Annotated in this window: 15 protein-coding genes; 5 read left to right on the top strand and 10 right to left on the bottom strand. The window is 47.8% G+C overall.

Annotated features, from left to right (window positions below; genetic code table 11):
• Nucleotides 1-109: 109 nt before the first annotated feature.
• Nucleotides 110-982 (bottom strand): LysR family transcriptional regulator, encoded by an 873-nt coding sequence (locus tag ACFVRY_RS11060; protein ID WP_387500113.1) that lies wholly within the window; start codon nt 980-982, stop codon nt 110-112.
• Between the two features lie 131 nt (nt 983-1,113).
• On the opposite strand from ACFVRY_RS11060, the gene ACFVRY_RS11055 reads away from it, so the two are divergent.
• Nucleotides 1,114-1,560, top strand: a complete 447-nt coding sequence (locus ACFVRY_RS11055) for a rhodanese-like domain-containing protein (protein WP_387500111.1) — start codon at nt 1,114-1,116, stop codon at nt 1,558-1,560.
• A gap of 52 nt (nt 1,561-1,612) precedes the next feature.
• Here ACFVRY_RS11055 and ACFVRY_RS11050 read toward each other — a convergent pair whose 3' ends face one another.
• The 5 genes from ACFVRY_RS11050 to ACFVRY_RS11030 all read right to left on the bottom strand — a co-directional run bounded on the left by ACFVRY_RS11050 (nt 1,613) and on the right by ACFVRY_RS11030 (nt 7,217).
• Complete coding sequence (locus ACFVRY_RS11050) at nt 1,613-3,196, bottom strand: ATP-binding protein (RefSeq protein ID WP_387500109.1); 1,584 nt, start codon at nt 3,194-3,196, stop codon at nt 1,613-1,615.
• A gap of 211 nt (nt 3,197-3,407) precedes the next feature.
• Nucleotides 3,408-4,196, bottom strand: a complete 789-nt coding sequence (locus ACFVRY_RS11045; protein WP_387500107.1) for a formate/nitrite transporter family protein — start codon at nt 4,194-4,196, stop codon at nt 3,408-3,410.
• A gap of 113 nt (nt 4,197-4,309) precedes the next feature.
• A complete protein-coding gene (locus ACFVRY_RS11040) occupies nt 4,310-5,050 on the bottom strand; it encodes a TerC family protein (protein ID WP_387500105.1) in 741 nt (246 codons plus the stop codon).
• A 205-nt stretch (nt 5,051-5,255) separates the two neighbouring features.
• Nucleotides 5,256-6,131, bottom strand: coding sequence for an N-carbamoylputrescine amidase (gene aguB / locus ACFVRY_RS11035; RefSeq protein ID WP_066375030.1), 876 nt, complete (start codon nt 6,129-6,131; stop codon nt 5,256-5,258).
• Between the two features lie 57 nt (nt 6,132-6,188).
• Nucleotides 6,189-7,217 carry an agmatine deiminase family protein gene (locus ACFVRY_RS11030; protein WP_387500484.1) on the bottom strand — a complete coding sequence of 343 codons (1,029 nt, stop codon included), beginning with the start codon at nt 7,215-7,217 and terminating at the stop codon, nt 6,189-6,191.
• A 216-nt stretch (nt 7,218-7,433) separates the two neighbouring features.
• Between ACFVRY_RS11030 and ACFVRY_RS11025 the strand changes: the two genes are divergently transcribed.
• From ACFVRY_RS11025 to ACFVRY_RS11010, 4 genes are all read left to right on the top strand, one after another.
• The gene (locus ACFVRY_RS11025; protein ID WP_387500103.1) at nt 7,434-8,852 is read left to right on the top strand and encodes a helix-turn-helix domain-containing protein; all 1,419 of its coding nucleotides are present in this window, start codon (nt 7,434-7,436) and stop codon (nt 8,850-8,852) included.
• Nucleotides 8,853-9,032: 180 nt separating this feature from the next.
• Nucleotides 9,033-9,167: a hypothetical protein gene (locus ACFVRY_RS11020; protein WP_387500101.1), complete on the top strand. Its 135-nt coding sequence runs from the start codon at nt 9,033-9,035 to the stop codon at nt 9,165-9,167.
• Between the two features lie 158 nt (nt 9,168-9,325).
• Nucleotides 9,326-9,493 (top strand): Spo0E family sporulation regulatory protein-aspartic acid phosphatase, encoded by a 168-nt coding sequence (locus ACFVRY_RS11015; RefSeq protein ID WP_387500099.1) that lies wholly within the window; start codon nt 9,326-9,328, stop codon nt 9,491-9,493.
• A gap of 49 nt (nt 9,494-9,542) precedes the next feature.
• Nucleotides 9,543-9,665, top strand: a complete 123-nt coding sequence (locus ACFVRY_RS11010) for a hypothetical protein (protein ID WP_387500097.1) — start codon at nt 9,543-9,545, stop codon at nt 9,663-9,665.
• Nucleotides 9,666-10,050: 385 nt separating this feature from the next.
• Here the strand turns inward: ACFVRY_RS11010 and yfcE are convergent, their stop codons facing one another.
• From yfcE to ACFVRY_RS10990, 4 genes are all read right to left on the bottom strand, one after another.
• A complete protein-coding gene (gene yfcE, locus ACFVRY_RS11005) occupies nt 10,051-10,593 on the bottom strand; it encodes a phosphodiesterase (protein WP_387500483.1) in 543 nt (180 codons plus the stop codon).
• Between the two features lie 202 nt (nt 10,594-10,795).
• Nucleotides 10,796-12,274 (bottom strand): glutamate synthase subunit beta, encoded by a 1,479-nt coding sequence (locus ACFVRY_RS11000; protein ID WP_387500095.1) that lies wholly within the window; start codon nt 12,272-12,274, stop codon nt 10,796-10,798.
• Between the two features lie 413 nt (nt 12,275-12,687).
• A complete protein-coding gene (locus ACFVRY_RS10995) occupies nt 12,688-13,662 on the bottom strand; it encodes a permease prefix domain 1-containing protein (protein ID WP_387500093.1) in 975 nt (324 codons plus the stop codon).
• 5 nt (nt 13,663-13,667) lie between these two features.
• Nucleotides 13,668-13,994 (bottom strand): PadR family transcriptional regulator, encoded by a 327-nt coding sequence (locus tag ACFVRY_RS10990; protein WP_175372009.1) that lies wholly within the window; start codon nt 13,992-13,994, stop codon nt 13,668-13,670.
• Nucleotides 13,995-14,053: the final 59 nt, after the last annotated feature.

Below are 14,053 nucleotides of genomic sequence, written 5' to 3'. Positions count from 1 at the left end.
CACATGGAGCCAAGCACCTGATACATTGAACACAACCCCCTTCAGAACTTGCAATTATTGCAGGTCTGAAGGGGGTTTTCCATACTGAACATTCCTTTAGGCCTTGTAGTTACGACTCCTGTAGCCCCTTGATAAAATCGCGAAAAGCTGGAGATAGCCAGCGGGCTTTCGGATAAATAAGCTGGATGCTGAATGACTTATGTTCCCCGGCCAGAGGGACTGCAACCAGCGAGCCTGCCTGGCGCTCTTCTTCGATAGCATAGCCCGGCAGGAATGCCGTGCCCCAGCGGTGCCTGACAGCCTGCTTAATCCCTTCCAGATTGCCAAATTCCATATCTATTCCCGGCGTTACCCCACACTGCTTCAGCATATGCAGCAGATGATTCCGGTAGGTACAAGTATCCTCGGTAAGTACCAGCGGCTCCACTGCCAACTGCGCCGGATTTATTTCAGACTGTGACGCATAGGCGTGCCCGAGATGCATGACCACAAACAGCGACTCCTCCCGTAGTGGTAGAGATACCAGATCCTCTGATTCAAATGGTTCATCAAAGATCAATCCAAAGTCAGCCGTTTTGTCCCTGACAGCGGCAATAATCTCCGTCTCTGATCCAGGCTGCACCCGCAGCCGAATATCCGGATAAGCGGTACGATAAAGATGTAGGCGGTGGGGCAAATAATAAGCGGCCAGCGTCTCAATGGCCCCGATGACGAGTTGACCCTTATACCCGCCGGACACTACACCCTTAGCCTCCTCGCTAAGTGCAAGTATTTGCCGGGCATAGGGCAGCAGTCCTTTGCCAGCAAACGTGGGCGTCATCCCCCGTCCTACTCTTTCCAGCAGGACCGCACCATACATTTCTTCCAGCTTGGCGATCTGTGACGTCACGCTCGACTGCGCATAACCGAGTCTTTCGGCAGCTTTGATGTAGCTGCCGCAGGCGGCCACTTCACAGAAGGTGCGCAAGTACGTCAATTCCATAGCTGTGACCCTCTTTCTATCAAATCAATTAATTGTCATTTATTTCGATATTACATATGCAAAACTATAGATAATTTCAATTATAAATACGTTATACAATAACTCCAAGACATGTTCAAGGAGGATCGTCCATGAAGATTACACCCAAATCCCAGGTGCTGGGAACACCTGCCGCCACATCTGAAGAAGCCGTGCTATATTTCAACGCCAAAGGGAAATATGAAACCGATGTAGCTGATGTGTCTTACGATATGCGGAGGGGATTAGGCGGATTCACGATTGTGGATGTCCGTGACCCCCAATCCTACGAGGAGGCCCATCTGCCCGGGGCACTCTCTATACCCTCCGGACGTATCGACAGCTCTACCCCATCGTTCCCATCGGATAATGTATTGGTAGTGTACTGCTGGGGTCCGGCCTGCAACGGGGCGACCAAGGCTGCTGCTAGACTGGCAGCAATGGGTTATCAGGTAAAGGAAATGCTTGGAGGTATTGAATATTGGCACCAAGAAGGTGGAGCTCTGGAGGGTACGCTAAGGGAGAAGGCCGCACTATACTACTCTATACCGCCAATGTAAAAAAAATGCCGCCCGGAGGGACGTAAGTCCGGGGCGGCATTCGCCTTTTTCACTATGCTGGGAGGAAAATCTTCACCGCGGTGCCTTGTCCAATCTCACTCTTGATCGTAATATGGCCTTTATGTGCGGATACAATTTTTTTCACAATCATCATGCCAAGTCCGTTGCCGTTGAAGCGGGTCGTATGGAAAGGCTCGCCGAGCTTCAGCAGCACCTCCTCACTCATTCCTTCACCGTTATCCGCGATGGTAATGGCTTGAAAGCCATCCTCCACTGCCAGCGTGATCATAATATCGCCGCCGAACGGCAAAGCCTCCATCGCATTTTTCAGAATATTCAGGAAGACTTGTTTAATTTGGTTGCGGTCACATTTAATCTCAAGATCCTCTTGAAAGTTCCGGGTGACGGTAATATTGTTCATGCGAACCTGGATCGCAAAAATCCCGAGCATTTCCTGTAGAATAGCGCTACAGCGTTCATTCTTGAAATGCACCGCCTGCGGTTTACCCAGAATCAGAAACTCGCTGACGATCAGATTCATTCGCTCCACCTCAGACATGATCAGATCATAATGTGGAAGCCTGCTATCCTTGTTGGACAGTTGAAGCATTCCTTTGACCGTAGTAAGCGGATTACGAATCTCGTGAGCGATGCTCATTGCAAGCTGACCTGCGAATACCAGCTTTTCTGTATTGCGCAGCACCTCTTCTGTCCGTTTCATCTCGGTAATGTTGCGCAGACTTCCTATCACACGGGACAGCTTCCCACTGCTATCAAAAGCTGGCACGACATCCATCATAAAGTGCTGAATCGACCCGCTCCGCTCCAGGGCCAGTTCGAGGCCAGTACATTGATCATTCAGCATGAGCGTCCGCTCAAAGTAATGCCCGATTTCAGTCAGCTCAAATACGCTGGAGCCTATGATATCATAATACCGAGTTTGCTCGATCTCCAACATATTCATGCCATTCTCATTTATATCAGCGATCTTTCCGTGTTCATCCGTAATAATGACGCCAAGATAATTCGTCTCCAGCAACATTTGATTCAGCAATTCAAGCTGGGCATTACTCTGGCGAAGCAACAGCTCCCGCTCAATGGAATCGGCCATCGTACACAGCAGTGGCAGCAGATGTGGGTGAGTTACATCTATATCGGCCATGAATGAAATCGTTCCTAGAATCTGGTTATCCTCATTATGAAAAGGGGCGGTACAACACGCCAGACGGTGAAGAATCTGCTGATAATGATCTTCTCCGACCAGTTGGAACGGTCTCTTATGACGGAGACATAGGGCTATGGAATTGGTGCCTACATCCTCATTCATCAACGCACCTTCCCCTAGGCCAATCTGTCGAATAGTGTCGATAATAGTGGGGTCGCCTTGAAAAGCCAGCAAATATCCTTCATCGTCGGAAATAGCGACAAGAATGGGGGTTCCAGTAATGGAGGACAGGAATTTATGAACAAAGAAATCGATGACCTCGATGACTTCGCGATACTTACTTACTTGCGTCTTCAGTTGCTCGGCAGACAAACGATTCGCAAAAACGGGCGGCTGTTCAGGGTCTATGCCTCTAAGCTTGCACTGTTGTTTAGAATCCTGAATAATTTGGTTGTCCGTCATTGTTTTCATGGCTACCACCGCTCTTTCCAAGAACATATTCCTCGATTTATAAATAAGCTTCAATTTTTTAACACTAATAATTTATTCTACTTCATATACCTTAATCCTTCCATTATTAAAAATTCAAATAATTTCTTATTGCGAACAAAACATAACCTGAGATCCTCTTGCTTCACATCAAAAAAACTCCGCCCGATTGGGCGGAGCCTGACATTTTGTCTTAATGCTGCTCTTCCTCGAGAAACGGTTTGTTCACGTAATAATACATATAGGCCATCAGCACACCACCACCGATTAAATTCCCTAGCGTTACCGGAACCAGATTATGCAGTACACCGCCCCACGAGATCGTTCCGGGGTGATCCAGCACCAGCGCTATCGCAAAGGTACACATATTAGCAACACTATGCTCATAGCCGGAGATGAAGAAGCAGAAGACGAACAGCATCATGGCGAACATTTTGGCACCATCGCTCTTCATAGACATCGGTACAAAGAACGCCAGACAAACTAGCCAGTTACACAGAATCGCCCGGAAAAACAGCTGCAACGCCGGAGCCTCCATCTTGTGGGACACCACATTCAGCAGAAATCCGTTGACATTGGAATCGTAGAACAGACCCGTCAAATAAATCAGTAGCGCAAAGGCCGCAGCCCCGAGAATGTTACCAATATAGGTGACGACCCACATCCGGATGACGTCTAACCAGCGCATTTTCCGACGCAACGCGGCGTAAGAGTAATAGAAGGTATCCCCCGTGAACAGATCGCCGCCTCCGTAGGAGATTAAAATGATAGCCGCCCCGAAAGTAATAGCTGCCATCGGGTACGTCATCGGTGAATGCTCCATGTAGAAAAAGTTACCGGTCTTAAAGGCCACGATGACACCGAATCCGATAAACATACTGGCCAGCATGGCCCTGGCGATATAGCGTAGTACACTTTGCCGAAAAATCTTTTGCTTCTTGAGAGCTAGCCGTTCAACCTGCAGCAGCGCTTCGTTCTCCATACGTCCTCCGTTTGGGTATAATTTTGCAGCCGATATTGGACTGATTATACAACATCTTGGTTAGGATACCCAATAAATTTGAAATATTTTCTTAAGACGGAGTCATACCAAGGTTATTCATCCTTGTTAGCTTTTTTCTTCTTGCGTCCTAAGCTGTAGAGGATGGTTCCAACGAAAACGGTGATCAGAATGGCGAAGAACACTGCATAAGGCATCTCATACCCGAATACGGCAATCAGCATTCTACCGGCAATGATCGCAATCAACAGGAAGGCCGTCTGCTCCAGTTCAGGAAATTTCTCAATCAGTCTCAAGAATACCTGCGCGACCCCACGCATCATCAGCACGCCGAGTATCCCCCCGAGGAACAATACCCATACTTGATCACTAAGACCAAATGCAGCGATCACACTGTCAATACTGAAGGCGATATCCATCAACTCTACTAATAACACAGTTCTCCAGAAGGAAGTCCCTTTATTCTGCATCTCCTTCTCTTCACCGACCTTGAAGAGGCCCTTATACGCAATATAGAAAAGATAGAGCGCGCCCAAAACCTTGACCAACGTAAACTTGATTAAGACAGTTCCCAGCCCGATCGCCAGAAATCTGAAAAGATATGCACCCACAATCCCATAGAACAAGGCCTTCTTCTGTTGTTCCTTGGGTAAATGTCGAACCATTACAGCCAACACCAGCGCGTTATCAGCTGAGAGCAGGCCCTCCAGAAGAATCAAACTACCGATAATCCCCCAGTTTACAGGATCGGAAAACGCCCCTATAATATCGCCCCAGGAGAAAAAATGTCCATAGTTCTCACTAATATTCCTGAAAAAATCACTCAACCCGTTCATGCCACTTTTGCGCCTCCGGTAAAATTAATTATTAGTTTCCAGCTTTCTTGTAAACATTATTTACGAATAACCTCAACGATAGTTCCAGATACCCGAGGTGTGGTTTGCCGGACGGTCATTTCAAGCGAGTCCTTCAGTTCGCCTTGTCTACAAAAAAGACCGCCATGAGCATTATTCATCTCCGGCGGTACTTTTGAACCAAGTATTAAAATGTCAAATCTCCATCATACGAAGCAATCAATCTGTACAGCTCTGGACGGCGGTCACGGAAAATGCCCCACTCAATCCGCTGAACTTCCAGGGCGTCCAAATCAAACTCGCTAACCAGGACTGTCTGCTCATCGCGTCCAGCCTCGACAATTTTGTTGCCTTGCGGTCCGGCAATGAAGGAAGAACCATAGAAGTTAATACTGGAATCCTCGTCGATCTCTTCGCCAATCCGGTTGGAAGCCACGACAGGAATCAGGTTAGACGCGGCATGGCCCCGCATACACATCTGCCAGTGATCTTTGGAATCAATACTTCCATCCTGAGGTTCCGAACCAATAGCCGTTGGATAGAAGAGAATCTCTGCTCCCATCAGACTCATCACGCGGGCAGCTTCTGGGTACCACTGATCCCAGCAGATACCGACGCCGATTTTGGCATAACGGGTATTCCAGACCTTGAAGCCGGTATCACCCGGGTTGAAATAGAACTTCTCTTCATAGCCTGGTCCGTCCGGGATATGGCTCTTGCGGTATTTGCCAAGCACCGTTCCGTCCGCATCAATGACAGCGAGCGAGTTGTAGCGTGCGTAGTTTTTCTTCTCATAGAAGCTGATAGGCAGCACGACCTGCAGCTCTTTTGCTACTTTTTTGAAATGATTAACGGCCTTATTCTGCTCGAGCTCAGTTGCATAAGCATAATAATCTGATTTCTCTTTCTGGCAGAAATACGGGGTCTCAAACAGTTCCTGCAGCAAAATAATTTGCGCGCCCTGTGCGGCCGCTTCTCTCACCAACGTCTCGGCTTTGCTAATATTCTCGTCAATGTTGCCGGAACAGCTCATCTGCGTTGCAGCTACTTTTACATTTCTCACGTATCGGTCCTCCTTATATATAAAACCAGTCTTGTTGGTTCATCCGTTAAAATGGGTTTACTTCACCGCAGGCATCTGCTGTGTAGTACAGTGAACATTTCCGCCTTCCCCGATCACGGCCATGCCGTTCACCGTACGGATGCGGCGGTCCGGGAATAGCCCAGCCAACGTCTCAGCAGCTAGCTTGTCTGTCTCCGCAGCAGTTCCACCGAATACAGGAAGAATAATGCCTCCGTTCACAAAATAGAAATTCAGGTAGCTAAGGGTCAGACGTCCATCTTCCCCATCTACGTGAGGCGGCTGCTGAATTTTGATGATCTCCAGCTTACGACCCTTCGCATCAGTGGCGTTCTCCAGAATTCGCAGATTCTCTTGCGTAATCTCATAGTTTTCATCCTGCGGATCATCGCAGACCTGAATAATGACCTTGCCCGGTGCCGCGAAACACGCAATGTTATCGACATGGCCATCTGTCTCATCGCCGCTCAAACCACGCTTCAGCCAGATCACAGACTCTGCGCCGATATAATTACGCAACTGTTCTTCAATCTCATGTCGTCCCAAATCAGGGTTCCGGTTCGTATTCAGCAGACACTCTTCCGTGGTAAGAATCGTTCCTTCTCCATCCGTATGAATGGAGCCACCTTCCATTACAAGCGGTGCGTCATAACGGGTAACCTTCAGATTCTCCAGAATTTGCGGAGCGACCTTATCGTCGAGATCCCAAGGAGAATATTTGCCGCCCCAAGCATTAAACTTCCAGTTCACACCTGCAAGCGCGCCTTCTCCGTTCACTACGAACGTAGGGCCATTGTCACGCAGCCACGCATCATTATGTGCAATCGGCAGCAGGGAGACACGTGGTCCGCCAACAAGGGCCTCCACCGTCTTCAGTTCATCAGGGTTTACGATCACCGTCACCGGCTCGAACTCTGCCATTGCTTTTATAATTTCTGCATACCCTTGGCACACAGACTCATGATTATCTGGAAAACACATGGATGCCTGCACAGGCCAAGAGATAAAGGTGCGCTCATGCTGGCTCCACTCCGGCGGCATTGTATAGTTCAGTTCTTTAGGATACATTTCGTTAGCTACCTCTACAGTTAAATTTAGAACCGGGAATCCCCAAAGTTCCTTACATATCATACAATAATATGCCCCCTAGCTCAATTGCCGAAGTATAATTACGAGAGTAGTTAATTTTATAATAATAGTAAAAAAAATCATATTATAGACTCATCTACCGTATTGACCACTGTTCTATTCAGCGCGATAATTGAAGAAATATTTATCCAATTTATGGATTATGGCACGAAAGGTGGTCGTACCTTGGAAGCTGCAGCAACCATTTTGACTGAACTGGAGCATTACCTGAGAAGAGAAGCCCTGACGCTAGCTCAATTTGCAGAACGTACCGGCCTTCATTCCGGTACCCTAAGTAATATCCTTCACGGCCGCCGACCGATTGCCATGCAGCAGCTTGACCGGATCACTTCAGCAATGGGGAAGCCAGAAGGTTATTTCTATGAAATGTATATCCAAGATTACATTATTGAAGGGGCAGCCGATTGGCGACGAATTGGCCCCTTATTACAGCGATGTGCTGAACTGGACAAGCTAGACGCGATCAAGCACGTTGTACAGCATATTATGGACAATCTGATGTACTCTCCCTTGCTGTTTGAGGCAGCGGAAACGCTATTTGCTCAAGGTTATCTTGTGGCAGCTGCACTTCTGTACGAGAATGTGGCAGAAGGCGAAAAGCTCCAGCACTCCGAGCGGCTGGCGCAATGCCAGTACAGGCTGTTTGCCATTCGTTTAGGTGATAATCAAGATATGAACTTGCGTGCCGCCAATCAATTCGAGCCCTATGTAGAGCGGCTGGAGGAAGCAGATCAACTGGATGCGCTTAAGCATTTGGCAGATATATATGCCTCGCTGCATCGCTGGGACAAGGTAATGGAACTCGCGGAGCTTATGGGCTATAAAGCAGATATTCTATATCATCGCCTGCGCAAAGACTCTGTGGCTAAGACACCAACTCGCCCTATCATATATTACATCCTTTATGCGAAATTACTGGGCTCTTTGGTCTGCGATGAGCGTGGAGATTACGAACAAGCCTTGCACTATGCATCTCTATATATGGATGTTGGCTGGGCAAGATCGCCTGTTAGCGAAGAAGAATCACGGGTAATTGAACAATTCAAAGAGTGGGCTACAGCGAATAGCTACCTCTACCGCCTTATGGCTGGACAAGTAGACATCTTGCCAGACTACATCAAATATGTCGAAGTACGGGAATACGAAATATTCCAGGCTCTTTTTAAAATCATGCAGGCCGCTAACCGCTTTCTATTTGATGTTGATGCGATTTTGTTGCAGTTCACAGATAACCTGACGTATAAAGAGCAACACAGCCGCCTGGGGAAGTATACTCAGCAGTTAACCGGAGATAAATACACACGGTTTCTTACCGAACTGGCCATATATTATCTCAGAAAAAATAATCTAGAGGCTGGTTTTGGGAACTTAATGGGGAGTCTGGAATCTTCGGTAAGAACGAGAAGCAATGATAGCATTGTGCGATGTGTCGGTTTATTTGAAAAGTACCGCGCAGCAGCTTCAGTAGAGCAACAAGCAGCATACGCAGGCTTAATCGGGGAAATGCACCGAATTAATGAAGAGAGAGCCTCTTATATCATCAAGACTTCATAGACACTACGCCTCACAATTCACCCTATTATTTGGAAAACAAGTATTATTCAGCCGAATTATTCTTTGAGCAAAGTTTGGTATCATCCTATACACTATTAATAGAATCACTTTCAAGATTCCCTCAACAATTTTTAAAAGTAGCATTAATAACACTACACAATTGGGGAGGTGTAACGAAACATGAGAAAGATGGTTTTGTGGGCAGCATCGCTTAGTTTCTTATTAATCGTAATTATTTCAGTAAATATACCAAGTGATGGTTCCGATCCAATTCAGACCGCACTGCAACTGATGACACACGGCTCTGGCGGCTAACGAGAAGCTTTTAACGTCTACATATTTAGGCAAAAACAAAAGAGTCGTCCTGGAAGTATCAGGAGTGACTCTTTTGTTGGTTTTAAACCTCGTCGTTCCTCCGATCTCCTATTTTTTGACAGGTGATTCTATAATACTACATATAGGAGGGATGTATTATGCAGTTGAGCCAGCCAGCAATCTTACTTCAAGTCGAGAGAGCCCGGGAAGAACTTCATCAAACACAGAAGAGATATGGTTTCTTTACACATCCCAAGGTCATCGAACAGTCGATGATTCTGGACGAGCTATTAAATCAATATCAACGCAAACGGCTTGTAAACTAGTTATTCCAATGATTTTCAATATAAATAAATACTTTATTTAGGGGGTTATATGTTTATTCCTATACTTGAAGCTATGACCATGGAGCAGGTGCTGGAAGTCATTCTGTTATTAGGTATGAACCTGGGCGCTGTATTTTGGATACTACAAAAGCAAGCAAAAAAGACGCGCTAAATTCCTGTCTACACCAGCAAAATCAATTCCCTGAATGCAAAGGTAGACAGGAGCACAATGATAATGATGGATATACATACTACATATACAGCTTCAAAATAGATCGTTTCAGAACATTCGGATTTACTTACCCTCACTTGAATCCTCTTAGCTCCTCTATTTATTCATAACATATTCCTTCTCGTGACAGTTATTTTTCTATCAAAAATACTATCAACATCTTCATATCTCCAGACATAAATATGTAAGGTCACCAATATCAATATAGCGGAACATATGTATGTTATTAGAGACATGCTTGGAGGTGCTTTCACACTGTCCTCCTTGCATGTCCTTATTTTCATCCCAGAAGCTCAGCTATTTCTCAATCACCAGTAGGTTCACCCTACAGGAGTATCCCCTTAATCGTATCCCCATCAAAATCCTTCACCCGGAACTCGCCGTTTTGAAGAATACCGTACGAGTTTGGATAATTCTCCTTGGGAAGAGAAATAGAGCCTGGATTTAGCACATAAATGCCTTCCTTCACATCTGCTACCGGAACATGGGTATGCCCTTGGATAAAAATATCGCCCGGAGAGAGCGGAGGAAGCTTGTCCATGCTGAAGCTGTGCCCGTGTGTGGCATAGATCCGTCTGCCTTCAAACAGGATTAGGGTATAATCGCCCATCATTGGAAAATCCAGCAGCATCTGATCTACCTCAGCGTCACAGTTGCCGCGTACCGCGACAATTTGGTTCTTGTATGCATTCAGCTTGTCAGCAACGCCCTGCGGGTTATAGCCCTCTGGCAGCGGGTTCCGCGGCCCGTGATACATAAAATCGCCCAGGAAAATAAGCTGATCCGGCTGTTCCTCAGCTACCTTGTCCAGTGTACGTTCCAGCCAGAACAAAGATCCGTGAATATCGGAAATAAACATCAGTTTCATCATAATCCAACCCTTCTATCTCGTTATTTCAAAAGCACTTCCATTGTAGGTCAGCCCTTGATTTTGTTCAAATTACACCTATACAAATGTCCGCTAAGCACCTCACGCAAGACAGTAATGCGAAGCAACAACACAAAGCGGACGCCTATGAAGGCGCCCTATGCTTTCTATATACATATACATCACCTATCATACCTTATGGTCAATTAGATGATCCCATTAAAAAGCGATCCACTTCACGGGCAGCCTGCCGCCCTTCCTGAATGGCCCACACGACCAGACTCTGTCCGCGGCGCATATCGCCAGCGGTGAACACGCCTTCCACATTCGTTGCTTGAGCGCCGAACTCCGCTGCGGCATTAGAGCGCTCGTCGCGGGCTATCCCAAGCTGATCCAGCACCGTGCCCTCCGGTCCCGTGAAGCCTAAAGCCAGTAGCACCAGCTGTGCCTTCAGTACTTCTTCGCTGCCTGGCACTTCGACCGGTACGATCCGCTCTTGATCGTTGCGGGTCCATTCAATGCGAACGGTATGCAGCTCCTGCACCTGTCCACCGTCATCCCCCACGAATCGCTTCGTCGATACGAGATAGCGGCGCGGATCTTCACTGTACAGGGCGGTAGCTTCTTCCTGGCCGTAATCGACTTTGAGCACCTTCGGCCATTCCGGCCAAGGGTTGCCCGGCTGGCGGGTGAGCGGTGCCTGTGGCATAATCTCCAACTGGACCACGCTGCGGCAGCCGTGCCGGATGGATGTGGCAACGCAGTCGGTACCGGTATCACCGCCTCCAATGACGACGACATCCTTATCTGCTGCAGATAAATACTCGCCGTCTGCAAGTTCGGAATCCAGCAGGCTCTTAGTATTCAGAGTCAGGAATTCCATCGCCTGATGGATACCGGACAGCCCGCGCCCTTCCACCGGCAGGTCGCGGGCTACTGTAGAACCGCCGCAGAGAACTACAGCGTCATGTTCCGCCCGGACCTGCTCCGCTGGGATGTCCTTGCCGATCTCCGTTCCGGTTACGAAGGTAACGCCTTCCGCTGCCAGTAAATCCACACGCCGCTGTACCGTCCCTTTATCCAGCTTCATGTTGGGGATACCATAGGTCAGCAATCCGCCAATGCGGTCAGCCCGCTCGTATACTGTCACCGTGTGTCCAGCCTTATTAAGCTGGGCTGCACAGGCCAGACCCGCCGGTCCCGAGCCGACCACAGCCACTTTCTTACCCGTCCGGATCAATGGCGGCTCCGGCACGATCCAACCCTCGGCAAAGCCCCTGTCTACAATCGCCTTCTCAATCGACTTGATCGTTACAGGCTTGCCGTTCATACCGACGGTACAAGAGCCTTCGCACGGGGATGGACAAACCCGGCCTGTGAACTCAGGAAAGTTATTGGTTTTGTGCAGCCTCTTCAGCGCTACCTCCCAGTTCCCACGGTAGACAAGATCATTCCACTCCGGAATCAGATTATGCAGCGGACAGCCGGAAGCCATACCTGACAGCAGGCGCCCCACATGGCAGAATGGTGTACCGCAATCCATACATCGAGCGCCCTGCTCCCGCAATTTTTCCTCATCCATTTTGATAGCAAATTCGTTCCAGTTCTTGATCCGTTCCAGCGGCACACATTCTGCCGGCGTTTGCCGCGCATATTCCATAAATCCGGTTGCTTTGCCCATAACAGTCATCCTCCGAGTCTTCTTAAATGGCCGCCGTGAAGTGAATTGGCGGTCTCCCTTGCGCTGATTCGGCTTCCAAAAGAGATCACATGCTGCAGCCGACTAGAAATATACCACTGTAAAGCAGCAAAGCAAGAGGTGGCCTAGAGGCTTCAAATCCTTGCTACCACTGCCTGCAATATAAAACAGGGGAATAAGTGAGACCATATTAACACTGCGCTGTCTTGCCGAAAATGAGCAATATCACCTTTTACGCAAAACGACATAATCAAATTAACGTTATCGGAACGCTCGATGATTCAGTCACAGTGTAGAATCATGGCAGTTAGGAACGCATACAAAAGCAGGCAGTGCCCACAACTGGACACTGCCTGCTTTTTTGAAAAGAATGAATGTACAAGCCAGCGGCTGGATTAGGAACGCCCTTTACTCTTAAAGATACTATAAGCCCCGCTGAACATGCCGAATAAAATGGCGGTGATCGGGAACACGATCCAATTGATATGCCATTGCTGGAAAACCAGACCACTGATTAGAAAAATGCAGGTCGCCAGCGGCCAAATAATCGTAGCCACACCTCCGATAACCCGGTCCTCTTCCTTCTTTGCCTTCGAATAGTCGCCAGTTTGCAGCAAGATGCTGAAGCTATCCTTGATATTCCCATAGTAGACGAAGAGGAAAACAGCGACAGCAACGATCTCTAGCAACACCACAACGCCTAAGGAAGTCGCCACTTCGCTGAATGCCGAGCCCACAAATATCGCAGCCGGCGATACCACGCATAGACATACGCCCATGATCAGGGATAGGGTGTAGGTAGAAGCAAAGGCTTCCTGTCTTTGCTGAACATAGGCCTTCAAGTGGTAAGACAGGGTGAAATCAGATTTCAAATATTTATATTTCTCCAGCTTCATGCCGCTATAAATGAACATCGCAATGGCCGGAACGATGAACAGAAGCATAGCGATCAGACCGAACATATCCACGTCATCCTCTGAGAAATTTCCTCCCAGCATCCCTGCCTCAAAGGAAGCCGTGATTAAAATTAACAGTGCCACGCCGGTCAGGACCAGGGCTACACCGATGCCGATCAGCAGACCCGCTCTTCTTTTGGCGGCCATGAAGCCTTCAACTTCTTCGTCCACGAGCATTGGAGATGCTTCTTCCTCCACCTCAGGCATAATGCCCAGTTCACTGGTCAGTTCATCAATATTGCCGAACTCTGAAATCACGATCCCTACAGCTTCATTCTCCGATTTCCCGTCCATCTTCAACTCGTGGTACTTTTCTTCCATACTGGCCAGCAGATCCTGCTTCAGCTTCAGCATTTGACCACTTTTGGGCAAGGTAGCGAACATGTTGTTCAAATAACTGATGATCGTATCCATGAACCTCACAGCTCCTTAATAAATTTATTAACGACCTCTTGTGTAACTTGCCATTCTTCGCATTTTTCGCGGTAATAGGCCAGGCCGGCCGGAGTAATCCGGTAGTAAGTGCGCCGCTTGCCGAACGTCTCTTCCTTGTAAAAGGAAACAATATATCCGTTCTTCTCCAGCCGGGTGAAGGCAGAATACAGCGTGGTCTCTTTCATAATGTATTTCTCCTCCGATAGCGTCCTGATCTTCTTGGATATCTCGTAACCATAAGATTCGCCGTCCATTAGCATATAGAGGATGAGGGTATCATTGTATCCCCGGATCACGTCACTGCTGATCAATAGTCTGCCTCCTTTACTGCATCTGTCGTACTTCACCTGTCGTAGTAATAATTGTAGCA

Origin of the sequence: Paenibacillus sp. NPDC057934 (assembly GCF_042887565.1) — a bacterium.
GTDB lineage: Bacteria > Bacillota > Bacilli > Paenibacillales > Paenibacillaceae > Paenibacillus_AQ.
This window is presented reverse-complemented; position numbering and strand designations above follow the sequence as displayed.